The organism is Streptomyces sp. TG1A-60, from assembly GCF_037201975.1.
GTDB lineage: Bacteria > Actinomycetota > Actinomycetes > Streptomycetales > Streptomycetaceae > Streptomyces.
Genome location: NZ_CP147520.1, coordinates 7404206 through 7426959, shown reverse-complemented (window position 1 = coordinate 7426959; position 22754 = coordinate 7404206). Strand labels below are relative to the sequence as shown.

At 71.9% G+C, this 22754-nt stretch carries 18 protein-coding genes and 3 pseudogenes; 12 read left to right on the top strand and 9 right to left on the bottom strand.

Features of this window, described 5'->3' with window-relative positions:
* The first annotated feature begins 273 nt into the window (after positions 1-273).
* The gene (locus WBG99_RS32635; protein ID WP_338900564.1) at positions 274-957 is read left to right on the top strand and encodes a glycerophosphodiester phosphodiesterase family protein; all 684 of its coding nucleotides are present in this window, start codon (positions 274-276) and stop codon (positions 955-957) included.
* A gap of 1 nt (position 958) precedes the next feature.
* Here the strand turns inward: WBG99_RS32635 and WBG99_RS32630 are convergent, their stop codons facing one another.
* On the bottom strand, positions 959-1498 hold the full coding sequence (locus WBG99_RS32630; protein ID WP_338899793.1) for a GNAT family N-acetyltransferase: 540 nt from the start codon (positions 1496-1498) through the stop codon (positions 959-961).
* Positions 1499-1573: 75 nt separating this feature from the next.
* On the opposite strand from WBG99_RS32630, the gene WBG99_RS32625 reads away from it, so the two are divergent.
* Together WBG99_RS32625 and WBG99_RS32620 are read left to right on the top strand one after the other, a co-directional pair.
* Positions 1574-1966, top strand: coding sequence for a VOC family protein (locus WBG99_RS32625; protein WP_338899792.1), 393 nt, complete (start codon positions 1574-1576; stop codon positions 1964-1966).
* A 90-nt stretch (positions 1967-2056) separates the two neighbouring features.
* A complete protein-coding gene (locus WBG99_RS32620) occupies positions 2057-2821 on the top strand; it encodes a VOC family protein (protein WP_338899791.1) in 765 nt (254 codons plus the stop codon).
* Between the two features lie 37 nt (positions 2822-2858).
* Here the strand turns inward: WBG99_RS32620 and WBG99_RS32615 are convergent.
* A pseudogene (locus WBG99_RS32615) lies at positions 2859-3008 on the bottom strand (MarR family transcriptional regulator); the annotation flags it as partial.
* Between the two features lie 244 nt (positions 3009-3252).
* Here WBG99_RS32615 and WBG99_RS32610 point away from each other — a divergent pair.
* The 4 genes from WBG99_RS32610 to WBG99_RS32595 all read left to right on the top strand — a co-directional run bounded on the left by WBG99_RS32610 (position 3253) and on the right by WBG99_RS32595 (position 6501).
* A complete protein-coding gene (locus WBG99_RS32610; RefSeq protein WP_338899790.1) occupies positions 3253-3807 on the top strand; it encodes a DUF5134 domain-containing protein in 555 nt (184 codons plus the stop codon).
* 203 nt (positions 3808-4010) lie between these two features.
* Positions 4011-4952 carry a M56 family metallopeptidase gene (locus tag WBG99_RS32605; RefSeq protein WP_338899789.1) on the top strand — a complete coding sequence of 314 codons (942 nt, stop codon included), beginning with the start codon at positions 4011-4013 and terminating at the stop codon, positions 4950-4952.
* Between the two features lie 134 nt (positions 4953-5086).
* Positions 5087-5770, top strand: coding sequence for a phosphatase PAP2 family protein (locus WBG99_RS32600; protein WP_338899787.1), 684 nt, complete (start codon positions 5087-5089; stop codon positions 5768-5770).
* Between the two features lie 32 nt (positions 5771-5802).
* Positions 5803-6501 (top strand): HAD-IA family hydrolase, encoded by a 699-nt coding sequence (locus tag WBG99_RS32595; protein ID WP_338899786.1) that lies wholly within the window; start codon positions 5803-5805, stop codon positions 6499-6501.
* A 406-nt stretch (positions 6502-6907) separates the two neighbouring features.
* Here WBG99_RS32595 and WBG99_RS32590 read toward each other — a convergent pair whose 3' ends face one another.
* A complete protein-coding gene (locus WBG99_RS32590) occupies positions 6908-8413 on the bottom strand; it encodes a hypothetical protein (RefSeq protein WP_338899785.1) in 1506 nt (501 codons plus the stop codon).
* Between the two features lie 193 nt (positions 8414-8606).
* Between WBG99_RS32590 and WBG99_RS32585 the strand changes: the two genes are divergently transcribed.
* Positions 8607-9272 (top strand): DUF305 domain-containing protein, encoded by a 666-nt coding sequence (locus WBG99_RS32585; protein ID WP_338899784.1) that lies wholly within the window; start codon positions 8607-8609, stop codon positions 9270-9272.
* Positions 9273-9391: 119 nt separating this feature from the next.
* Here WBG99_RS32585 and WBG99_RS32580 read toward each other — a convergent pair whose 3' ends face one another.
* Positions 9392-9925 (bottom strand): DUF6214 family protein, encoded by a 534-nt coding sequence (locus tag WBG99_RS32580; protein WP_338899783.1) that lies wholly within the window; start codon positions 9923-9925, stop codon positions 9392-9394.
* A 172-nt stretch (positions 9926-10097) separates the two neighbouring features.
* Between WBG99_RS32580 and WBG99_RS32575 the strand changes: the two genes are divergently transcribed.
* Both WBG99_RS32575 and WBG99_RS32570 read left to right on the top strand, forming a co-directional pair.
* Positions 10098-11495, top strand: coding sequence for an FAD-dependent oxidoreductase (locus WBG99_RS32575; RefSeq protein ID WP_338899782.1), 1398 nt, complete (start codon positions 10098-10100; stop codon positions 11493-11495).
* A 6-nt stretch (positions 11496-11501) separates the two neighbouring features.
* Positions 11502-11740: pseudogene (locus WBG99_RS32570) on the top strand (hypothetical protein); the annotation flags it as partial.
* Here the strand turns inward: WBG99_RS32570 and WBG99_RS32565 are convergent.
* From WBG99_RS32565 to WBG99_RS32555, 3 genes and pseudogenes are all read right to left on the bottom strand, one after another.
* Positions 11737-16227, bottom strand: a complete 4491-nt coding sequence (locus WBG99_RS32565) for a cation-translocating P-type ATPase (RefSeq protein ID WP_338899780.1) — start codon at positions 16225-16227, stop codon at positions 11737-11739. The pseudogene WBG99_RS32570 and the gene WBG99_RS32565 overlap by 4 nt on opposite strands.
* A 103-nt stretch (positions 16228-16330) precedes the next feature.
* A pseudogene (locus WBG99_RS32560) lies at positions 16331-16730 on the bottom strand (GDSL-type esterase/lipase family protein); the annotation flags it as partial.
* A gap of 128 nt (positions 16731-16858) precedes the next feature.
* Positions 16859-18106, bottom strand: coding sequence for a PHB depolymerase family esterase (locus WBG99_RS32555; protein ID WP_338900563.1), 1248 nt, complete (start codon positions 18104-18106; stop codon positions 16859-16861).
* Between the two features lie 787 nt (positions 18107-18893).
* On the opposite strand from WBG99_RS32555, the gene WBG99_RS32550 reads away from it, so the two are divergent.
* Positions 18894-19676, top strand: coding sequence for a pectate lyase (locus WBG99_RS32550; protein ID WP_338899779.1), 783 nt, complete (start codon positions 18894-18896; stop codon positions 19674-19676).
* Between the two features lie 84 nt (positions 19677-19760).
* Here WBG99_RS32550 and WBG99_RS32545 read toward each other — a convergent pair whose 3' ends face one another.
* Positions 19761-20342: a hypothetical protein gene (locus WBG99_RS32545; RefSeq protein ID WP_338899778.1), complete on the bottom strand. Its 582-nt coding sequence runs from the start codon at positions 20340-20342 to the stop codon at positions 19761-19763.
* 236 nt (positions 20343-20578) lie between these two features.
* Between WBG99_RS32545 and WBG99_RS32540 the strand changes: the two genes are divergently transcribed.
* Positions 20579-21664 (top strand): exo-alpha-sialidase, encoded by a 1086-nt coding sequence (locus WBG99_RS32540; protein ID WP_338899777.1) that lies wholly within the window; start codon positions 20579-20581, stop codon positions 21662-21664.
* Between the two features lie 283 nt (positions 21665-21947).
* Here WBG99_RS32540 and WBG99_RS32535 read toward each other — a convergent pair whose 3' ends face one another.
* Positions 21948-22625 carry a uracil-DNA glycosylase gene (locus tag WBG99_RS32535; protein WP_338899776.1) on the bottom strand — a complete coding sequence of 226 codons (678 nt, stop codon included), beginning with the start codon at positions 22623-22625 and terminating at the stop codon, positions 21948-21950.
* Positions 22626-22754: the final 129 nt, after the last annotated feature.

Below are 22754 nucleotides of genomic sequence, written 5' to 3'. Positions count from 1 at the left end.
GCGTCATGGATCACAATTCGTGCGCCCTGGTCTTCGCGTGGACGCCACCGGGGTCAACGCGCGCCGAACTCGCCCACTCAGGGATGACCCGATTCGGGCGGGCCGGTGCGGAACCGGTCCCGTTCTCCGACGTGACACGGCGTGACACGGCTGGAAAGGGCTGGTGCACGTACGGACGCATCGCACGGCGGGAGGACTACGCTGCGCCCCAGCCGCGTGCCGCCCCTCCCCGGTCACGCGGGCCGAGCCGCCGTCGACGGAAGCGAGTCCACCTTGAACTTCCTCACCATCGGTCACCGCGGAGTCATGGGTGTCGAACCCGAGAACACCCTCCGTTCCTTCGTAGCCGCCGATCGCGCGGGCCTCGACGTCATCGAACTCGATCTGCATCTGAGCAAGGACGGCGCGCTCGTCGTCATGCACGACGCGGACGTGGACCGGACGACGGACGGCACGGGCCCGATCGCCGACAGGACCCTCGCCGAACTGCGCGCCCTGGACGCGGGACGGGGTGAGCGCATCCCCACCTTCGAGGAGGTCCTGGACGCGGTACGGGCACCGCTCCAGGCCGAGATCAAGGACACGGCGGCGGCCCGCGCGCTCGCCGAGGTCATGCGCCGGCGCGACCTGGTGGGTCGGGTCGAGGTGCTGTCCTTCCACGACGAGGCGGTCGCCGAGATCTCCCGGCTCGTGCCCGGCGTACGCACCGCACTGGTCGCCAGCCGCTACGGCGCCGACGTCGTGGACCGGGCGGTGGCGGTGGGCGCCTGCACCCTCGTCCTGAACATCCGGCGGCTGACGCTGGAGGTCGTCGAGGAGGCCCGCAAGGCCAACCTGCGGATCATCGGCTGGGTGGTGAACACCCAGGACCATCTGCGGCTGGTCCGCGCGCTCCAGCTGGACGGCGCGACGACCGACTACCCGGACATCAAACGCACGGGCCGCTTCACCGCCTGAGTCAGCCGATTTCCTTGACCAGGAGCTCGAACCGCAGGTCCGCGCGCTGCGGGATGCCAAAGCGCTCGTCGCCGTACGGGAACGGGGTCATCCGTCCCGTACGGCGGTAACCGCGCCGCTCGTACCAGGCGATGAGGTCGTTCCGTACGGAGATCACGGTCATGTGCATCTCCTTGGCGCCCCAGGTCTCGCGCGCGGTCCGCTCGGCCTCGGCGATGACCACCTTGCCGAGGCCGTCGCCCTGGAGGGCCGGGCTCACCGCGAACATCCCGAAGTACGCGTTCTCGCCGCGGTGTTCGAGCTGGCAGCAGGCGACGACCGTGCCGTCGCGCTCGACCGTGAGCAGCCGGCTGCCGGGCGACCTGACGACCTCCAGGACGCCCTCGGGGTCGATGCGCCGTCCTTCCAGGATGTCCGCCTCCGTGGTCCAGCCGGCCCGGCTGGAGTCCCCTCGGTACGCCGACTCGATCAGCGCGACGAGGACGTCCACGTCGGCGTGGGTGGCATCACGGAAGGTCAGGCCGGTGGCGGCGGTCTCCATGGCTCTCCTGGCGGATCTCTGCGCGGCTCGGGGACACCGATGAGCGTAGCCCGCTGCCCCACTAGGCTCCGATACATGGTCCACGTACTCGGCAGCCGCGTCCTTCTCCGTCCCACCGACCCCGAGCGGTCCCGCGTCTTCTACGGCGAGAAGCTCGGGCTTTCCGTCTACCGCGAATTCGGCACGGGCGATCACCGCGGCGTCGTGTACTTCCTCGGCGGCGGCTTCCTGGAGGTCGCCGGCCGCTGCGAGACGCCGCCGTCGCCCGCGCTGAAGCTGTGGCTCCAGGTGGCGGACGTGACGGCGGCGCACGAGGAACTGGTGACGGCCGGGGTGGAGGTGCGACGACCGCCGGTGAAGGAACCGTGGGGGCTGATCGAGATGTGGATCGCCGACCCGGACGGCACGGAGATCGTGCTGGTGGAGGTCCCGGCGGACCATCCGCTACGGTACCGGCCGGGGATCTGACGCGGCGCACCCCGGTGGCCGGGGCCGGGGTGCGGGCATAGCGTGCCGGAAGGGGACTTCCGTGTCCGATTCCCTTCCGGAAGGAACGCCATGAAGCTCGACAGGCCGGTTGCCGGCGGGCCCTGCTGGACCGAGCTGGGGACCAGCGACGTGGAGGCGGCCAAGCGGTTCTACACCGAGGTGTTCGGCTGGCGTCCGGAGACCGATCCGCGCCAGGAGGCGGGCGGCTACACCGTCGCACACCTCGGTGACGCGGCGGTCGCCGCCCTCACGCCCCTGTACCAGGAGTCGCAGCCGGTGGCCTGGAACGTGTCGTTCGCGGTGAGCGACGCGGACGCGACGGCGCGGGCGGTGCGGGCGGCGGGCGGGCAGGTCGTGCTGGGGCCGATGGACGTCTTCGACATGGGACGGTTCGCTGTGGCGTTCGACCCGGGCGGCGCGGCCTTCCAGCTGTGGCAGGCGCGGTCCTTCCCCGGCGCCGGACTGTTCAACGCGCCCGGCGCGCTCGGCTGGGTCGAACTGCTCACCCGCGCGCCGGAACGGGCCGAGGCGTTCTACACGACGGTGTTCGGCTGGAGCGTGAACGCCGACGCGCACTACACGCAGTGGGGCCTCGACGGCGCCGACTTCGGCGGCATGATCACCATGGACGACAAGTTCCCGCCCGAGGTGCCCTCCCACTGGCTGCCGTACTTCGCCGTCGAGGACGTCGACGACACGGCCCGCATCGCCGTCGAGGCGGGCGGCACCATCCTCATGGAACCCACCACGGTCCCGGCCGGCCCCCGCATCGCGGTCCTCCGGGACCCCCAGGGAGCCATGCTCGGCGTGTACGTGGCGGACGGGGAAGGCTGACCCGGAGGGTTGACGCGTAGGGCTTTCACCACACCCCCTAGGCGCGCGGCAGGCCCAGGCAGCCTTCCAGCTGGTTCAGCAGCTCCCCCAGCAGCTCGGCGAGTTCGCGGCGGTCGTCGGCGTCGACACCGGAGAGTACGGCCGTCTCGTAGGCCAGTTGCTCCGGCATGACGCTGTCGACGAGGTCAACTCTCGCGGCCCCGCCGTCGCCGCGAGCGTACGGCGTCCGGCCTGCTTCCCAGGCGTCACCCGCTCCCACGGCCGCGCGAGTCGCCACCTTCGCCGGCCGCGGCGTCGGTGGTGCACCCCTGCGCGCTCCCCCGCGTACACCCTTGCGCTCGTATGCGCGCCACCGGCCACGGGCATGCCCTGACCGACTGTCCGACCTCACTCTCAGCGCTGACCGACGTCGTCGAACGGGGAGGTGCGCGGTGCACGGACCGGTTTCGCCCGGCTGGCTGCTGGTGGCGCTGTGCGCGGTGACCGGGGGCTACTGCCTGCTGCGGATGCGGAGCGCCGTCGCGGAGCAGCGCCGGGCCGCGGGCGGCGAGGCGCTGATGGGATTCGGCATGGCCGCGATGGCCGTGCCCGCCGCGACCGTGGCACCGCCGCCGTGGGCGTGGCACGTGTACGCGGTGGTGTTCGGCACAGCCGCGGTGCGCGCGCTGTGGGCGGCCCGTACCAGCCCGCACCATCTGCACCACCTGGTGGGCGCGCTGGCGATGGTCTACATGGCCGTCGTGATGGCTGTCTCGCCGGGCGGTCACCACGGTGGCGCGGGGCTGCCCGTGGTGACCGGGGTGCTGCTGGTGTACTTCGCCGGCTATGTGCTCCGGGCGGGCGTCCGGCTGATCCCCGTACCGGCCTCGGTGGGTGCGCGGATTCCGGTCGCGCGGGCGGCCGGCTGGGGCGACCGGCCGGAGTTGGCGCGGGCCTGCCGACTGTCCATGGGCATCGGGATGCTGGCGATGCTGCTGACGGTCTGAGCTCGACGTTTGGCCCCGGCTAGATCGTCTCCTGTCGGGGGCAAACGTCAAGCTGAGCGTCGAAGACACAGGAGGCCGGGCCGGCCGTGGTCGTACGGGAGTCGGCCGTACCAAGGCCATGGGCCACACCCGGTCGTGGTCTGCGTCACTTCGGTGGCACGGCCCGTGTCGCCGTGTACCGCGCCGCTCATAGGCTGCGCCCCATGATGGTCACCGCGGCGTTGTTGCTGCTCGGCGCCCTGACCGCCGTCGTCGCCCCGCGGCTGCTGGCGCGCGCCGCGTGGGCGGACCGTGAACCCGTGGTCGCCCTGTGGGTGTGGCAGTGCGTGGTGGCGGCCGTGCTGCTGTGCTGTGTGGTGTCGATGGCCCTGAGCGCGGCAGCCGCCTGGACGGTGGTGCGCGTGCGGGTCTTCGCACCGGCGCCGGAGGCGGTCGTGGAGGCGTACGCGCTGGACAGCGCGGGCTCCTGGGCCATGGCGACCACCGTGGCACTCGCGTGCGGCGGGCTGTGGACCGGGGCGATGCTGGTGCGCGAGGTCGTCCGGGCACGGCGGCAGCAGCAGCGGCGCCACGCCGAACTTTGGCTGCGCGCCCCGCTGTTGCCCGGCGAGAAGCCGGGTGGTGACCGGCTCGTGGTGGTGGAGGGGGAGCGGCCGGACGCCTGGTGGCTCGCCGGGCCGGCACCCCGACTGGTCATCACCACGGCCGCGTTGCGCCGACTGGAGGGGCGGCAGGTGGACGCGGTGGTCGCCCATGAGCAGGGGCACGCGCGGGCGCGGCACCACTGGCTGCTGCGCTGTTCGGCGGCGCTGGCGGGCGGGTTCCCCCGGGTGCCGGTGTTCGCCGCGTTCCGCGAGGAGATGCACCGCCTGGTGGAACTGGCCGCCGACGACACGGCCGCGCGTCGCCACGGTCGCCTCACCGTCGCCCTCGCGCTCGTCGGGCTCAATGAGGACCGGGGGGTGTTCGGGCCCTGTCCGACCCCGGAGGACCATGTACCGCAGCGGGTGCACCGGCTGCTCTCTCCCCCACAACGGCTCACGCCCGTGCGGCGGCTGCGGCTGACCGCGTGCGCCGTCCTGGCGCCGGCCGTGCCGGTGCTGGTGGCTTTCGTCCCGGGGTGGCGGGCACTCGGTGGGTTGTGACAAGGCAAAGCAGGGACAAAGGGCAGACCGAGAACAACGCGCGACGCGGCGGCCTTGCTCCGGTGGCGGCGCGTGACAGTGATCTCACGCCCCGGCGTTGGCCTGAAGCCCCGGGAGTCGGCGAGGATCACCGCATGCACACCCCCACCATCGACTCGCCGCCCCACCGGCCGTCGACCACCCGCACCGTCCGCGCCGTCGCGGCCTTCGCGGTGCCCTCCGTCCTGCTGCTCGTGCTGGTCTCACTCTCCTGGGCACCGCTCGTCTCGCTGGACGAGAGCATCGCGGACACGACGCACCGATGGGCCGTGGACGCACCGGACATCACGCACGCGTTCCGCGTCCTGACGGACTGGGTCTGGGATCCGGTGACGATGCGCCTCCTGGCCGCCGCCGCCGCGATCTGGCTGGTGTGGCGCCACAGAGAGTGGTGGCTCGCCCTGTGGCTGCTGGTCGCCTGTGCGGCTGGCGCGGCCGTACAGCAGGGACTGAAGGCGGCCGTCGGCCGGGAGCGGCCCGTGTGGCCCGACCCCGTCGACTCGGCCCACTACGCCGCGTTCCCCTCGGGCCACGCCATGACGGCAGCGGTCGTTCTGGGGCTGCTGCTCTGGCTCCTCCAGTCGTACGGTGCCGGCCGCGTCCTCATCCGGACGGCCCTGGCGGTCACAGCGGTCTCCGTCGCCGGCGTCGGTCTGACCCGGGTCTGGCTGGGCGTCCACTGGGCGTCGGACGTGGTGGGCGGCTGGCTCCTGGGCGGGCTGACGGTCGCGCTGGCGGTGCTGATGTACGAGAAGTGGCGTGCGCCGACGTGTTCTTGACCGGGGGCGGGCGGGCACGAAGGATCTACGGCATGACGATGAAAGGCGTGCTGTTCGACTTCTCCGGCACCCTCTTCCGCGTCGAACCCACGGAGTCCTGGCTCCGCGCGGTGCTCGCGGACGCCGGTCTCGCCCCGCCCGAGCCGGAGTTCGTCCGGGCGGCCGAGGCCCTGGAGCGGGCGGGCGCACTGCCGGGCGGCGCGTACCCGGTGGTGCCGCCGACGGGCGAGCTGGGTGAGCTGTGGGCGGTGCGGGACCGCAGCGCCGAGCAGCACCGGGCCGCGTACACGGGCCTCTCGCGCCGGGTGGCTCTTCCCGATCCGGCGCTCCACGACGCGCTCTACGAGCGTCACATGGCGCCGCGGGCCTGGAGCCCCTACCCGGACGCCGCCGAGGTCCTGGTCGCTCTGCGGGACCGCGGGGTGGCCGTCGGTGTGGTGAGCAACATCGGCTGGGATCTGCGGCCCGTGTTCCGCGCGCACGGCCTCGACCCGTACGTGGGGGCGTATGTGCTGTCGTTCGAGCACCGCATCCAGAAGCCGGATCCGCGGCTGTTCGCTCTCGCCTGCGACATGCTCGGGGTCGACGCGCCGGACACCTTGATGGTCGGTGACGACCGGCGGGCCGACGGCGGTGCGGCGGCGCTGGGGTGCGGGGTGCACTTCGTGGACCATCTGCCTGCCGCCGAGCGGCCGGACGGGCTGCGACCGGTGCTGGACCTGGTGGGCTGAGAGGCCGTGGGCCGAGACCCCGTCGGTCGGCGAAGGGCAGGCGTTCTCGTACACCCCGGCTGTTCGGCACCGCTGGACGTCCGTCCCGGACCGTCCCCCGTGCGGCCCGGGACGAACAGCGGCCGGGAGGCACCACGCAGGGTCGCCGCCCGGGAGCGCTGAGTATAGTTGGCCGACAGTCGGCCGACGCCGGAGTTACAGGATGTCCCCCGCGCAGCGCCTCGGTCAACGAAGAGCCACGGCGGCGCCGCGGGAGCGCTGACGTCTGCCCCGGTCGAGTCGGTGGACGAGTGAGGCCGCGGGGCGGAAGCGTCAGCACATGACACGGGCCCGGCCGGGATCGAGGATCCCGCCGGTCCCCCAGGGGACCGGCGGGACGTGCGCCAGGGATCTGTCGGCGGTTCTTCTACCAGCCGAAGTAGTCCGGCTGCGTCTGCACGTTGAGTTCGCGCAGACGGACCCACTTGGCCGGATCCGTCCGCCGGTCGTTGATCTTCAGGACGTCGAAGCCCTTCACCATGTCGTTGGAGTAGATGTAGCCGTTGTAGTAGTACGCCGACCACGCACCGCCGCCGACGAGGGTGTCGGTGGAGATCGGACCGCGCTCGAAGTAGGCGATCTCCTTGGGCTTCGAGGAGTTGGTGAAGTCCCAGACGGAGACGCCGCCCTGGTACCAGGCCTGGACCATGATGTCCTTGCCCTTGACCGGGATCACCGAGCCGTTGTGGGCGACGCAGTTCTCGGTGTCCGCCTGGTGGCGGGGGATCTTGTAGTAGCTCTTGAAGACGAGCTTGCGGTGGTCGCCCTTGCCGACGATGTCGTAGATGCCGTCGGCACCTCGGTCCGGCCCGATCTCCTCGTTGCAGGTGGCCGCGCCGCCGCCGCCCAACTCGTCGGTGAAGACGACCTTGTTCGCCTTCTGGTTGAAGGTGGCCGAGTGCCAGAACGCGAAGTTCACATTGTCCTGGACCTGGTCGATGACCTTCGGCTTCTCCGGGTTCTTGATGGAGAACAGGATGCCGTCCCCCATGCACGCGCCGGCGGCCAGGTCCTTCGACGGCAGCACCGTGATGTCGTGGCAGCCGGTGGTCTTGGAGACACCGGGGTTCGTGGGCGAACCCGGGTTGCCGCCGCCGTCCGGACCCTCGCCGGGGAAGAGGACCGGGAAGCCGACCACGGCCGCCTTCTCCGGGGACTTGCGCGGCACCTTGATGATCGAGATGCCGTCGTGCGGCGGCCGGCAGTCGGGGAACGCGGCGTTCGGCGAGTACGAGGAGACGTACACGTAGACGTTCCTGCGCTCGGGCACCAGGGTGTGGGTGTGCGAGCCGCAGGCAGTCTCGACGGCGGCGACGTACTTCGGGTTCCGCTTGTCGCTGATGTCGAAGATCTTCATGCCCTCCCACGACGACTTCTCGGTCGCGGGCTGCGTGGTGCTGTTGCAGGAACTGTCGCTGCGCGAGGAGTCGGTGGACAGGAACAGCAGGTCCCCGGAGACGGAGATGTCGTTCTGCGCGCCCGGACACAGCACCTGGGCCACCGTCCTGGGGGCCTTCGGGTTGCTGATGTCGAAGACGCGGAAGCCGTCGTAGTTGCCGGCGTAGGCGTACTTGCCCTGGAAGGCGAGGTCGGAGTTGGTGCCGGGCAGCGCCTCCTTCGGGATGTTGGCCAGGTGCTGGATGTTGGCGGAGTGGACGATCTCGTCCTGGCCGGGTATCTCGCCGGCGGCTATCGCCGCACGCGCCTCGGCCGCGTCGCTCTTGGATACCTCCTTCTGCGTGGCGGGCGAGTCCCCGGGGTCGGGGGTCGCGGCCGCCGGCCCGGCTGTGAGTAACGCGGCCAGGAGTCCGGCCGCAGTCGCGGCGACCCCCAGACGTCTGCGTCGCGTACGAAGGTTGTTCAACAGGGTCACTGTGTCCTCCCTTGTAGCCGTTCGCAGTTGAACGGGTCAGGCACCTTCGAAGTATCGTCTTCGGCATGCACAGATCAACAGACGACAATGTGTTTGTAACGAACACACTTGATCGACTGCCCGTGAAAGCGTGTCAGAACGTTCGTCAACACTCACAAGGTGTACGCCCGTTCCTGTGTCCCAGGAGGTCACTGTGCTCGTTCACCGCATATCCCGCGCGTCGTTGGTCACGGCCCCGCTGACGGCCGCCGTTCTCGTGCTCACGGGCTGCGACTCGGGGGCCGACGCTGCCCCCGGCGGAGGCTCCCCCAAGTCGAGCGGGCCCGCGGTGATCGCCCCCGGAAAGCCCGGTGAGGCGGCTCGGACACTCTCACCGGAAGAGGCCGAGAAGCAGCGCGCCGAGGACGACTCGCCGAATTCCGCGGACTTCGACTACGCGCGCATGATGATCGAGCACCACGCTCAGGCCCTGGAGCTGACCGAACTCGCCGCCGAGCGAGCCGAGTCGACCGGGGTGAAGCGGATCGCCGAGCGCATCTCGGCCGCGCAGCAGCCGGAGATCGAGGCCATGGAGGGCTGGCTGAAGGTCAACGGCCGCGAGAAGCGGGACACTTCGCACGACCACGCGACGATGCCGGGGATGGCGACCGAGGAACAGCTGAAGGAACTCGGCACGCTGGGCGGGGAGCAGTTCGACCAGCTCTTCCTGAAGCTGATGATCACCCATCACGAGGGGGCGATCACCATGGCCACGGATGTGAAGGCGCAGGGCAACAACATCCTGGTCGAGGAGATGGCCGACGACGTGATCGCCCAGCAGACGACCGAGATCAACCGGATGCGCGACATGACGACGTGACCGTCACCCCTTGTTGCGGACTGCAGTGTCGCGAGTCCGGATCGGGACTTCGGACTCGGAAGAGCCGACTTCGAACTCCTGACCGATGACTGACGACCTGCTGACTGCTGACTGTGGATTCAGCGCCGGGCGTGGCGGGGGCCGAGCAGACCCTCGTCACGCGCCCCGGCGATCAGCCGGAGCGACTTGCGACGGCTGTGCCCCGTCGCGCCCATCACCGCGAGCACCGGGTCGCAGCCCGACCGCTGCGCCGCCAGGTACTCCTCGGCAACCAGCCACCGCCCCTCCACGCCACGCGGCCAGGCGGGCCTCGCCCGGCGACCGGATCCGTACGAGGACGCGTACGGCGACTCGTCGTCGAGGAGGCAGGGCGCGGTGCCGCACGCCTCGAGGAGCGGGCCCTCGATCCAGTCGGCGAGCTCCGCCAGGTCGTCCGGGGACAGCGGCGGCTGGGCGTGTACGTCCTCCAGGGACAGCCGCCCCTCGCAGACCACGGCGAGCACCTCGACACGGGCACCGTCCGGGAAGGCCAGCCAGGCGTTGAACCACGCCGTGGCGGAGCCGTGCTCCTGCACTTCCCACGCGGGCCTCACGGAGACCGCGCCGTCCTGCCAGTGGCGATCAGAAAGATGAAGAAAGGATGCTTCCAGCACACACGCAACGTAAGCGCATCATCACATTCATCGCGCACGGCCACGCGTACCGGGCGCGCACGGCACCCCGACGGCGCAGCACCGCAATCCCGGCCTGCGCTCCCCTCCCCCGGTGGGCCCCGGGGTGCGATCCTGGAGTCATCAGCGATCTCCTCGCGTAAGGAGTTCCGCCGTGCTGCGTGTCGCCGTCGTGGGTTCGGGGCCCAGCGGGTGCTACACCGCCCAGAGCCTCGTCCAGCGGAACCCGGACGTGCTCGTCGACGTCCTGGACCGGCTGCCGTGCCCGTACGGCCTGGTGCGCTACGGGGTGGCGCCGGACCACGAGAAGATCAAGTCGCTGCAGAACACCCTGCGTGCCGTGCTGGAGCACGAGCGGGTGCGGTTCCTCGGCGGCGTCCAGGTGGGTCCGGACAGCGTGCCGGCCGCCCGGCTGCGGGAGCTGTACCACGCGGTCGTGTACTGCGTGGGTGCCGCCACCGACCGTCGGCTCGGCATCCCGGGCGAGGACCTGCGCGGCAGTTGGTCGGCGACCGAGTTCGTCTCCTGGTACAGCGCGCACCCGGACGCCGTCGGCTGTGCGTTCGACGGCCCCGCCCTCAGCGCGCGCACCGCCGTGGTGATCGGCGTCGGGAACGTCGCGGTGGACGTCACCCGGATGCTCGCGCGCGGCGCGACCGAACTGAACCCCACCGACATGCCGCAGGCGGCCCTCACCTCCCTGGCCGCCAGCGAGGTCACCCGCGTCCACATGGTGGGCCGACGCGGACCCTCCCAGGCCCGCTTCACCACCAAGGAGCTGCGCGAACTGAGCGTCCTCCCGGACACCCAGGTGATTGTCAACCCGGCGGAACTGGAACTGGACCCCGACTACGTCGACCCGTCGTCCCTGCCCGCCGCCCAGCGCCGCAATGTCGAGGTCCTGCGCGGCTGGGCCACCGCACCCCCGGCGTCCGCCCGCCACCGCATCCGGCTGCGCTTCTTCCTCCGCCCCGTCGAACTCCTCGCCGACGGCGACCGCGTCTGCGGCATACGCCTGGAACGCACGGAACCGGACGGCCACGGCGGCCTGACCGGCACCGGCCGCTACGAGGAGATCGAGACCCGAATGGTCCTCCGCTCGGTCGGCTACCGCGGGGTTCCCCTCGACGGTCTTCCCTTCGACACGGACCACGGCACGGTCCCGAATGTCGCCGGACGCGTGATGCGGGACGGTGTGGCCGCACCGGGCGAGTACGTGGCCGGCTGGATCAAGCGGGGCCCGACCGGGGTGATCGGGACCAACCGCCCGTGCGCCAAGGAGACGGCGACCTCGCTGCTGGAGGACGCGTCGGCGCTGATGGGCAAGGACGTGCCGGAGGATCCGGCGACGGCGCTGCGGACGGAGGGCTGCACGCCGGTCGAGTGGTCGGGCTGGCAGGCGATAGAGAGGGCCGAGGCGGCGCTGGGGGCCTCCCTGGGCAGAGGTGTGGTGAAACTCCCCGATTGGGAGTCACTCATGACCGCGGCGCACGGCAGCACGCCTCCACCAGGGGCACGGGGAACCGCACGACAAGCCCCCACCGACCCGTAGTCGGCGATCGTGGCCGTCTCGGGTGCTTTGGGCGTACGCCGGTCGGAGTGCCAACCGTCTACGCGAAGTTCCCGGACTGGTTCCAGACGGTGAAGAACAGCGGCATCAGCGCGGGGTGCCTGACGGCGATCGCGCTGGACCTGCTCTTCGACCATCGTCCGGCGAAGGCCGGTTCAGGTGTCGCCGAGGTACCTCCGGGACGTCTCCACCACTGCTCGGCCGTGCGCACCAACCGATCGGACTAGGCGGGGTTCGGGCCGGCCGGTGTGCGCGCCCGCACAAGCCGTTGGACCGTCCTCTCCAGGTCGGGCAGGGCCCGTTGGCCCGCCACCGCGAGGGCGATCGCCGTGGCGACGCCCGCCCAGGCGAGCGGACCGAGGGGGGTGCAGCCGAAGAAGTGGCTGGCGCCGGGCATCTGGATCAGAGCGACCAGGGCGGCGGCGGAACCGAGGGCCGTAATGCGGACCAGCGGGCTGTGCCGGCGGTCGGCGAGAGTCTGGGCCAACTGGGTGCCCACCACGCCGCACAGGGCCATCGTCGTCGAACGGCGCGCGGTGCCCGGGGTGAAGCGGCCGATCAGCCAGGCAATGGTCGCGCCCAGACAGGTGGTCAGGGCACGGTGGCGGATCTGACGGATGAGGGGCGCGCCGAGCAGAGCGGTGCCGAGAGGTTCCGTGCCCGGCGCTTCGCCGTCCTTCTCCTCTCCGTCCTCCCCGCCCGCGCCGGTGTCCTCCTTGGGTGTCACCGCCACCGCCATCGCGGGGAACAGGTCCGTGAACAGGTTCACGAGCAGCATCTGGCGGGTGGAGAGCGGGGCCGAGCCCGACAGGAGCGTGCCGAGGATACCGAAGCCGATCTCTCCCGCGTTGCCGCCGATCAGGATGGCGATGGCGTCGGTGACGCTGTGCCACAGGGACCGGCCTTCGCTGACCGCCTCGATCAGCACCGACAGGTCCTCGTCGGTCAGGACCAGATCGGCCGCGTTGCGGGCGGCGGCCGAGCCACGGGCCTGGATGCCCACGCCGATGTCGGCGGCACGGATGGCGGCGGCGTCGTTGGCGCCGTCGCCGACCATCCCGACCACCCGGCCGGCGTCCCGCAGCGCCTCGACGACCTGGAGCTTCTGCTCGGGCGCGACCCGCGCCACGACTCCCGCGTCGCGCAGCATCCGGGCCCGTACCGACCTGTCGGCGGACGCCAGTTCGTCGCCCGTGACGACGGTGGTGTCCTCGGGCCAGCCCAGTTCGGCGGCGATCGCGCGAGCGGTCTGCGGGTGGTCGCCGGTCAGCATGACCGGCCGTACGCCGGCCTCGCGCAACCCGTGCACGAGGGCGGTGGACGTCTCACGCGGTGCGTCGGCCAGGGCGAGCAGACCGGTGAACTCCAGTTCCTCCAAGGGCTCTTCGAGGACGTCCGACGGCTCCTCGCCCGCGCGCAGCGGACGTTCGGCGACCGCGAGCACACGCAGCCCGTCGCGGGCCAGCGACTGTGCCGTGCCGGACGCGTGGTGCGGGAGGTCGGGACAGACGGGCAGAACCGTTTCCGGGGCGCCCTTGACCACCAGGGCCAGGGCACCGTCGCCGGACCGGCCCACGGCGGCGGCGTAACCACGGGCCGCCTCGAACGGCCGGCCCTCTGTCTGCTCCCACTCCGGGTCGGGGCCGGCCGCGTCCAGCACCGCCTCGTCGGTGGCGTGTACCGGGCGGGACGAGCCGCCGTTGAGCCGGGGGCAGGCGCGGGCGGCGACGCGCAGGGTGCGGGGCAGGGCGTCGGGGTCCGTGTCCTTGACGGTGCGAGCGGTGCCGTCCGCCTCCGTGACGCGCACGAGGCGGAGCCGGTTCTCCGTGAGGGTGCCCGTCTTGTCGAAGCAGATGGTGTCCATGCGGCCCAGCGCCTCCAGGGTGCGCGGGGTGCGGACGAGGACGCCGCGGCGGCTCAGCCGGCGGGCTGCGGCCAGTTGGGCCACGGTGGCGACCAGCGGCAGTCCTTCGGGGACCGCGGCCACGGCCACCGCGACGCCGCCGCTCACCGCCTCACGGATCGGGGTCCCGCGCAGCAGCGCCAGCCCCGTCACCGCCGCGCCGCCGGCGAGGGTCAACGGCATCGCCTTGCGGGTGAGTTCCTGGATCCTTGCCTGAACTCCGGCGGACGGGGGTGTACGGGAGGCGAGGGCGACGGCGCGTGCGGCCTCGGTGCGGTCGCCGGTGCCGACCACGACGGCCCGTGCCTGACCGGCCACCACGGTCGTGCCCTCGAAGACCATGCAGCAGCGGTCGGCCACCGGGGCGCGGGGAGTAGGGGCCGTCTGTTTGTCCACCGGCAGGGACTCTCCCGTGAGCGCGGACTCGTCCACCTCCAGGCCGTCCTCCCACAGCAGCCGGGCGTCGGCGGGGACCACGTCGTCCGCCTTCAGCTCGATCACCTCGCCGGGGGTGAGCCCGGCGGCGTCCACGGTCCGGGCTTCGTCCGACGCCTCCTCGGCGGGCGGGCCGGTGGGCTCGTCCGCGTCCCTCGGCGCGACGCGGGCCTTCTGTTTCTGCTCCGCGAGCAGTCCGGACAGCGCCCGTTCGGCGCGCAGCCGCTGCACACCGCCGACCAGGGCGTTCAGATCGAGCGCGCCGAACACGAGCAGGGCGTCCACGACCGACCCGAGGATCGCGGACGCGGCCGAGCCGACCACCAGGACGGGGGTGAGCGGGTCGTCCAGCTCACCGCGGACGGCCCGGGCGAGTTGCACGGTCCAGCGCACGGGGGCGAGGGCGTACTCCACCGTGTCGGCCGCCTCGTGCAGCCGGGTGGTCGCCTGCTCCACCAGGGTCGTGTCGGGGTCACCGCCGGGCTCGTGCTCCAGCCGGGCGAGCACGTCGGCCGGTTCCAGTTCGTGCCAGGCCGTACGCGGGCGAGGGTGCGGCGCCCGCGTCATCGCCACGCCGAGTGCCGACCGTACGCCGGTGAACAGGGCCGCGGCGGCGCCGACGTCGACGGGCACGTGACGCAGTCCGGGCAGGGCCGACCGGCGCGACCCGTTCGACTCGCCGACGGCCACGAGCAGCCCGGAGAGGGCGGCGCCGGACCGGGCCAGAATCTGTGAGCGCCGGCCCACCGCGCGGGCCGCCGGGACCGCGGTCAACAGCCGCCACACATCGGGCAGGCCGTTCAGGGCCAGTACGTCCGCGCCCCACACGACGGCGCTGTCCCCGTCCGCGAGCGCGACGGCCACGTCACCGCCGAGCAGACCGTCCAGTACGTCCGTCCCGTCCTGTGCGTGCGTGTCGTTCCGTACGTGTGGGTCGTCGGCGTCCGGCTCGGTGTCGACCGAGGGCAGCCGGGCGACCGTGAGGAGGGTGCCGCCCTCGTCGCGCAGCGCCCGCACCACCTCGCGCCATGGCCGCCCGCTGTCCACGACCTGGTCCGCGAGACTCGTGAAGTCGCTCAGCGCCGGGTCGTCCACCATCACGACGGCGAGGCCGGCTCGGCGTGCCGCGTCCAGGACGGTCTCGGCCCACGGCTCCGCGCCCGCGCCGGGGGTCCGCAGCGCGCTCGGGTGCAGGACGATCGTGTCGACCGACTCCAGCCGCCGCAGCCGCTCCGCGTCGCGCACCAGCACACCGGTACGGGCCAGTGCCCCGCTCAGTACGGCGTGGAAGGCGGCGGGCCCGTAGCGCGCGGCCTTGGGCGAGCCCGCGAGCACCGCCTCCGCGGCCTCCTTGCCGTCGTGCTTGACCAGCAGGGCCGCCACGGCGCCCAGCACGCTGCCGGTGGAGGCGTGGGCGGCGTACTCCTGGCCGGGGGTGGTCCGCAGGGGCGGGCGCGCGGAGTGGCGTGGGGGCAGGCCGACCCGCGCCGGCGTGCACACCTGGTCATGGACGGTGTCGAACGCGGTCGCGCGCGCCAGCGTGTCCGCCAGTTGGCAGGTGCGCAGCGCGCCGTCGAGCACCAGGGCGATCGGTGTCTGCCCCGCACCGTGCACGACCGCGTTGGCGACGGCCAGCAGCACGTCCATGCGGGACGCGCCGAGCCGGTCGCGCAGGAGTCCGCGGAAGCGCGGGTTCTCCCGCAGCAGCGTCGCCGCCGCGGTCACCAGCCGCGGCGAGCGCGGCAGCCGCAGGAAGGACCCGGCGAGCGCCGCCCCGGTGCCGAGGGCGTCGGCCGCGAGAGCCGCGGTCGCGGCCCGTATCCCGGCCGCGTCGCCGGGGTGGGCGTATCCCTCCACGGTCTCGTCCGTCGTCGACAGTCCGTGGCGGGCGGCGAGCGCGGTGGCCTCCGCGACGACCTTGTCGCTGAGCGCGTCCTCGGCGGCGGACACCACGAGCCGCGCCAGCCCGCGGTCCCAGTACGCGAGTGCCACGTCGGGCCGCTCCGCGAGTGCCGCGGCCACCTTGCGGGCCATGTGTTCCGTCCCGCCCTCCCGCCGTGTGCGTTCGGGTGCCTCGGGACGCAGCGCGAAGTGCGCCCGAGCGCCGGAGCGCCAAGGACGCGTGCCTCCCGGCAGGGCGTTGCGGGCGACGCGCGCGGCCCGTGCCGCGCTGTCCACGCTCCGTACGCCCGCCCGGGCCGTTCCGGCCACCGCTCCGGCGGCCACGCCCACCGCGGGCCCGGCGCCTCGTGCGAGCAGCCGGGGCCCGGCCAGCGCGAAGCCGGTGGCGACGCTCGTCGGACGCCTCAGCAGTCCGAGCCCCGTGGCGCGCCCCCGCTCGTCCTGCTCACCACCCCACCAGCCACCTCGTGCCATGGCATTCCTCACCTCGCGTGATCCTCTTCCGAAGGGCCGGGTTCCCGCGAAAGGGCTCGTCATCCACGCGTGTGTGAGGGTGTCCGCCGCCGCTGCGAGCCGCTCATCTGCGCCGGAGCAGGTGGACCGGAACCGCTTCGGCCGGCGCGCGGTAGCCCTCCGGGTTGAGGTGCAGCCAGTCGCCGTCGTGGAGCGTGGGCAGGAGGCGGCTCGGGTTCCGCGGGTCGCGGACCGCGTGGTCGAAGTCGAGGACGGTGTCGAAGCGGCCACTGGTGCGGATCCAGGCGTTGACGGGCCGCCTCGCGGTGTCCGGCGGGGTCGTCGTACGGGGTGTTGCCGCCGAACGGCAGCAGGGTCGCGCCGTGGACGCGGATGCCCTGGGCGTGGGCGCGGACGACGATCTGCTCGTAGGCGGCGATGAGGTCGGCGGTGACGCGTTGCTGGGCGGCCGGGGTGGCTTCGGCGGTCCCGAGGTCGTTGACACCCTCGAAGACGATCAGCTGTGGGCCGGCGCTGTGGACCAGGATGTCGCGGCGAGGAGGCGGGCCTTTCTCCGGAAGTCGGGCGAGCGTGGACGATCCTTCGGGTGCGTGGCCGGCGGGCACGCACCCGAAGGGCGGTCCGGGGCACGTCAACCGGCCGTACACACCGTCCCGTTGAGGGTGTACGCCGAGGGTGCGGCGCTGTTGCCGCTGTGGTTCGCCTGGTAGCCGACGCTCACGCCGGCGCCGGGCGCGATCGCGGCGTTGTAGGCGACGTTGGTGGCGGTCACTGCGCCGCTCGCCGGGCTGTACGTGGCGCCCCAGCCGTTCGTGATGGTCTGTCCGGAAGGCAGGGTGAAGCCCAGCTTCCAGCCGTTGACCGCCGTCGTACCGGTGTTGGTGATGGTCACGGAGGCGGTCAGGCCGGTGCTCCAGGCGTTGGTGGTGACGCTCACCTTGCAGGGGCCGGCCGGGGGCTCGGGCGCGGGGCCGGAGCTGTTGAGGCCGAAGAAGGTGAGGACGCGTTCGGCCATGCCCCAGGCGTACAGGTTGTGACCGACGCCCTGGAGGCTGACGGCCTCGACGGGGGCACGGTCACCGGTGCCGCCGTAACGGGTGCGGGTCCAGCCGGACTGGGGCGAGTCGGTGGCGGCCGGTGTCTGGCTGACACCGTGCACATTGGTCCACTGCTTGATCTCCTCGCCGAAGTTGGGATAGCGCAGCACGTCGTCCTCGGTGCCGTGCCACAGCTGCATGCGCGGCCGGGGCCCGGTGTAGCCGGGGTAGGCGCCGCGGACCAGGTCGCCCCAGGCCTGTGGTGTGCGGCTGACGGTGCCGTTGGCGCAGTCGCTGTTCCACTCGGAGCCGTTGGTGGTGGCGAAGCAGGCGAAGGGCACGCCCGAGAAGGCGGCGCCCGCGGCGAACACGTCGGGGTAGTCGCCGAGCAGGACGTTGGTCATCATCGCGCCGGAGGAGATGCCGGTGGCGAAGATGCGGTCGGTGTCGGCGTCGTAGGTGCGGACCGTCCAGTCGACCATGGACTTTATGCCCACGGGGTCGCTGCCGCCGCCACGGCGCAGTGCCTGCGGCGAGGCGACGTCGAAGCACTTGCTGCTGCGGGTTACGGACGGGTACACGACGATGAAGCCGTACCGGTCGGCGAGCGAGGCGTACTCGGTGCCGTTGTACATCGCCGGGCCGGAACCGGTGCAGTAGTGCACGGCCACCACGATCGCCGGGTTGGTGGTGACGCTGTCCGGCACGTACAGGTACATCCGCAGGTCGCTGGGGTTCGCGCCGAAGCCGGTGATCTCGGTGAGCGCCGCGCGGGGAGCGGCCCCGGCCCTCGTGTCCGCGGCGGCGGCCGTGGGCGCGGTGAGGAGCGTGGCCGCGAGCATCGGCACGAGCGCTCCCAACAGCGCGACAAGGACCGTACGCAGCGGTCTCCGTGTGGGGCCGTGGGGGGTGAGGTTCACGTCGTTGTGCCTTCCTGTGACGAGTACAGCGGGACGAGTAGCGCGGCAAGTCCGCCGGGCCGGTCCGGGAGTCGTCGGCGGTCGCCGGAGCGGGCGGCAGGACCGTCACGCAGGCGCCGGGCAACGCCGTGCCAGTCCGCCGATGCGCGTCCGCATACGTCGAGTCGTCATCGACTCGCCCCTTCCGGAAGGTAGGCGCCCGGCGAGCATCGTGACATGGACATTGTTGCCATGGAAGCGCTCCCACACGTCGAAAGAATTCGCTCACGCCCCTCCGTGGCGACCGGTCGACCGCCCCGCCGAGTACGGCCGACCGCCCTCACCAGGCCCGACGGACGTCTTCTGCGCAAAGCGTTGACTAGAAAGCGCTTGCCCTCTACGTTCCGTTCAGCAGTGTGAACCAGCTACCGGCGCCCCACGGAAGGGGCGATGCGCAACCGGCCCCCCCACTCCCCGGAAACCGCTCCACATGCACATCGGGGTTCACGCCTCGACCCTTCGGCAGGCACGCGCTGAGCAACATGATGAATATCGTTCATGTACATAGCCAATCGGCTCTCCCTGAAGGGATGCACCCCGCATGCCCACCGTCCCCCCACGTGCACCAGTTCGAAGATCAGTCCTGGTGGCCGCCGCAGACGACGTCGGGCGCGGGCGCCGGAAAGCTCTGACAACCCCCCTCCGCCCGAACGACAGAAGGAATCGGGACATGACTTCTGCAGCACGATCGCGCGCCCGCACACGCGCGCTGACCGGTACGTTCGCCGCGTTCAGTCTCTCATTTGGCATGATCATGACCAGCGGCGCCACTCCGGCGAACGCCGCCACCTGGCCGACCCCCACCAGGAGCCAGCCGGTGTCCTCCACCATCTCGGTGTCCGGCACCAGGGACGGTGGCATGGTGCGCTACTACGGCAGCGGTGCCCTGGCCGGCGACGGCCAGGATGAGGGCCAGGACCCGATCTTCAAACTCGCGAACGGCGCGACGCTGAAGAACGTCGTCATCGGCAGGCCCGGCGCCGACGGCATCCACTGCGAGGGCAACTGCACACTGCAGAACGTGTGGTGGGAGGACGTCGGCGAGGACGCGGCGACCTTCCGAGGCGGGTCCACCTACACCGTGACCGGCGGCGGCGCCAAGAAGGCGGCCGACAAGGTCTTCCAGCACAACGGGGGCGGCACCCTCAACATCTCCAACTTCGCGGTCAGCGAGTTCAAGACGCTGTACCGCTCGTGCGGCGACTGCTCCACGCAGTACACGCGCAAGGTGAACCTCAACAACATCGAAGTCACCGGGACGGGCTCCACCGCGCGCCTGGTCGGCATCAACGTCAACCGCGGCGACGTGGCGACCCTGCGCAGGATCACGATCCTCAACGACAGCGGCCGCAAGGTCGTCCCGTGTCAGAAGTACAACAACAACACCGCCGTCGGTACGGGCCCCGACAGCACCAACTGCAAGTACTCCGCCTCGGACATCACCTACAGGTGAGACCGCTCGTCACCCACCGGTGAGTCCGCTCCCGGCGGCCGGACGGAGCCTCCCCCACGGGCCGCGTCCGGCCGTCGGCCGTTCTCACCAGGTCTTGCGCCCCCACAGCGGACCGATCCGCTCCCACTCCTCGTCCCACTGGTCCATCCGCCGCCGCTCCATACGGCCCCGGACGAGCCGGCCGACCACGAACGGCACGGCGGCCACGAAGACCGCCGCGAGGCCGCCGACGAGCACGGCTCGCAGGCGGGCCTGGGCCTCGGTGGCGGGCTTGGTGACCAGCAGGCCCTCGGCGTTCGTCCAGACGGTGACCGGGCTGCCCCGCAGGGCGGCGGGCTCGACCCGGGCCTGCCCCTCGCGCGCGGAACCGTCCGGCGCCGTCCAGCGGACCTGCGCCCACACCTTGCCCGTGCCGGTCCCGTTCGCGCCGGACGGCTCCGGCGCGTCCTCGGTGAGGACCGCGCCGACGGAGTGGCATTCGGTGCGCTGCCGGGCGAGATTCGACTCGACGGACTCCGCGGCCGGCAGACCCGTGATCACCCCGCCGAGCAGGGTCAGAGCCCAGGTGACCAGCACGACCCAGGACTCCAGACGGTCACCGCGCCTTCTGAGCGGGTTACGCCGCCAGCGCCACAGCCACACCTTCGGACCACGGAATGCCACCATCGAAGGCACGCTCCCTCGCACACGCAGGACTGCCGGACCGCCCTCCCGTACGACGACCGCCCTCCGGCCGCTCATGCGATGTGGGTCACCCCGCCCGGCCAGGACCTTCCCCGACCCTCGCGCCGCGCATCCCCACGCCCTCTGACCGGCGGCGCAGACGTCCCGAGAGGTGACTGTCAGTGGTGGGGTGCAGACTGGCCCGTGACTGAGACGACGATGTCCAGGAGGTGGCCGGGATGGCCGACGTACTGCTCACCGTAGGCACGCGCAAGGGGCTGTTCATCGGACGGCGGCGCGGCGGCGCCTGGGCGTTCGACAAGACCCCCTGTTTCAACGCGCAGGCCGTGTACGCGGTCGCGATCGACACCCGTGCGGACACACCCCGGCTACTGGTCGGCGGCGACAGCACGCACTGGGGCCCGTCCGTGTTCCACTCCGACGACCTGGGCCGCACCTGGACCGAACCGGCCCGTCCTGCCGTCAGGTTCCCCAAGGACACCGGCGCCTCGCTGGAGCGGTTGTGGCAGCTACACCCCTCGGCCGCCGAACAGGACGTGGTGTACGCGGGCACGGAGCCGGCCGCGCTGTACCGGTCCGAGGACCGGGGAGAGACCTTCGAGCTGGTACGGCCGCTGTGGGAGCACCCGACCCGCGGCAGGTGGACGCCGGGCGGCGGCGGTGAGGGACTGCACACGATCCTCACCGACCGACGCGACCCGCGCGCGGTGACCGTGGCCGTCTCCGCCGCCGGGGTGTTCCGTACCGAGGACGGTGGCGCGAGCTGGTCGCCCTCCAACTCCGGTGTCTCCGCGGTGTTCCTGCCGGACCCGAACCCGGAGTTCGGCCAGTGCGTGCACAAGGTGACCCGGGACGCGGCCACCCCCGACCGGCTGTACCTCCAGAACCACTGGGGGGTGTACCGCAGCGACGACGCGGGCGCGCGCTGGGAGGACATCGGCGTGGGCCTGCCCTCCACGTTCGGGTTCGCCGCGGCGGCCCACCCGCGCCGTGGGGACACCGCGTACGTCTTCCCGATCAACGCCGACGCGGACCGCGTCCCGGCCGACCACCGCTGCCGGGTCTTCCGCACGGCGGACGCGGGCAAGAGCTGGGAGCCGCTGTCGGCGGGCCTGCCGACGGAAGACCACTACGGCACGGTCCTGCGCGACGCGATGTGCACGGACGACGCGGACCCGGCGGGCGTCTATTTCGGCAACCGCAACGGCGAGGTGTACGCGTCGGCCGACGACGGCGACAACTGGCGGCAGTTGCTGTCACATCTGCCGGACGTGCTGTGCGTGCGCGCGGCGGTCGTCGGCTGAGCGGCCCGGTGTGCTCGACGCGGATACCGGCGTACGCCGCGTTGCCCCCGAGGACCAGGAACTTGTCGATCCCGTACAGGCGGCTGGCCTTCAGGAGATCACCGTCCTTCCCGGCCCGCTCGGCAAGGAGGGACCACTCGTGCGCCCAGCCCCCGGGGCCGTTGGCCCACAGGTCGCTGATGCGACGGGACATCTCCTCCAGGACAGCGGGCTCGGCACCCCCGAACCGCCACTGGGACGCGCGCTCCTCGACAAGAGGCTCGGCCGCCGCGACAGCGATGCCCTACGGCAGGCGCCAGTCCACCGGCTGGGCACCCTGCCGCTCGAGCAGGTCGTTCACCCGGCTGAACGGGCGCGAGCCGAAGAAACCACGGTCCGCCGACATCGGGGACGGGTGGGCGGACTCGATCGCGGGAAGATCCCCGAGCAGCGGCCGGAGATTGCGGGCATCCCGGCCCCACAGCACCGACACCAGCGGCGTACCGCGTGCCACCAGCGCCCGGATCGCCTGCTCGGTGACCTCCTCCCACCCCTTGCCACGGTGTGCCGCCGGCTTGCGGGGAGCCGTCGTCAACGCCCTGTTGAGCAACAGCACCCCCTGCCGGGTCCACGGCGTCAGATCCCCGTTCGACGGCCTGGGCAGCCCCAAGTCGGTATGGAGTTCTCGGAAGATGTTCTCCAGACTGCCCGGCAACGAACGCACCTCAGGCGCCACCGCGAAACTCAACCCGATCGCCATCCCCGGCGTGGGATAGGGATCCTGACCGACGATCAGAACGCGGACGTCGTCGAAGGGCTGCTGGAAGGCCCTCAGCACATTCGCCCCGGCCGGGAGGTAGGTCCGGCCCGCGGCTATCTCGGCCCGGAGGAAGTCGCCCATGGCGGCGATGCGTTCGGCCGTGGGCTCGAGAGCTTTCGCCCAGCCCGCTTCAACAAGTTCATGCAAGGGTCGTGGTGCCACGGCGCGTCACTCTACTGGTACGCGACATGCCCCTGTACAGCGGAGAAGCTCTCACGCATGGACACGGCTTTCGGCGCTACTCTTCCTCCTCGTCGAGGTCTGCGAGCCGGTCGAGCGGATCGCGCGGCC

Excerpts from the sequence above, each read along its gene's own strand:
- WBG99_RS32540 (WP_338899777.1), top strand. The coding sequence starts at position 20,579 with ATGGCCGACGTACTGCTCACCGTAGGCACGCGCAAGGGGCTGTTCATC.
- WBG99_RS32620 (WP_338899791.1), top strand. The coding sequence starts at position 2,057 with ATGAAGCTCGACAGGCCGGTTGCCGGCGGGCCCTGCTGGACCGAGCTG.
- WBG99_RS32630 (WP_338899793.1), bottom strand. The coding sequence starts at position 1,498 with ATGGAGACCGCCGCCACCGGCCTGACCTTCCGTGATGCCACCCACGCC.
- WBG99_RS32550 (WP_338899779.1), top strand. The coding sequence starts at position 18,894 with ATGACTTCTGCAGCACGATCGCGCGCCCGCACACGCGCGCTGACCGGT.
- WBG99_RS32605 (WP_338899789.1), top strand. The coding sequence starts at position 4,011 with ATGATGGTCACCGCGGCGTTGTTGCTGCTCGGCGCCCTGACCGCCGTC.
- WBG99_RS32545 (WP_338899778.1), bottom strand. The coding sequence starts at position 20,342 with ATGGTGGCATTCCGTGGTCCGAAGGTGTGGCTGTGGCGCTGGCGGCGT.
- WBG99_RS32555 (WP_338900563.1), bottom strand. The coding sequence starts at position 18,106 with ATGCTCGCGGCCACGCTCCTCACCGCGCCCACGGCCGCCGCCGCGGAC.
- WBG99_RS32625 (WP_338899792.1), top strand. The coding sequence starts at position 1,574 with ATGGTCCACGTACTCGGCAGCCGCGTCCTTCTCCGTCCCACCGACCCC.
- WBG99_RS32600 (WP_338899787.1), top strand. The coding sequence starts at position 5,087 with ATGCACACCCCCACCATCGACTCGCCGCCCCACCGGCCGTCGACCACC.
- WBG99_RS32595 (WP_338899786.1), top strand. The coding sequence starts at position 5,803 with ATGACGATGAAAGGCGTGCTGTTCGACTTCTCCGGCACCCTCTTCCGC.
- WBG99_RS32565 (WP_338899780.1), bottom strand. The coding sequence starts at position 16,227 with ATGGCACGAGGTGGCTGGTGGGGTGGTGAGCAGGACGAGCGGGGGCGC.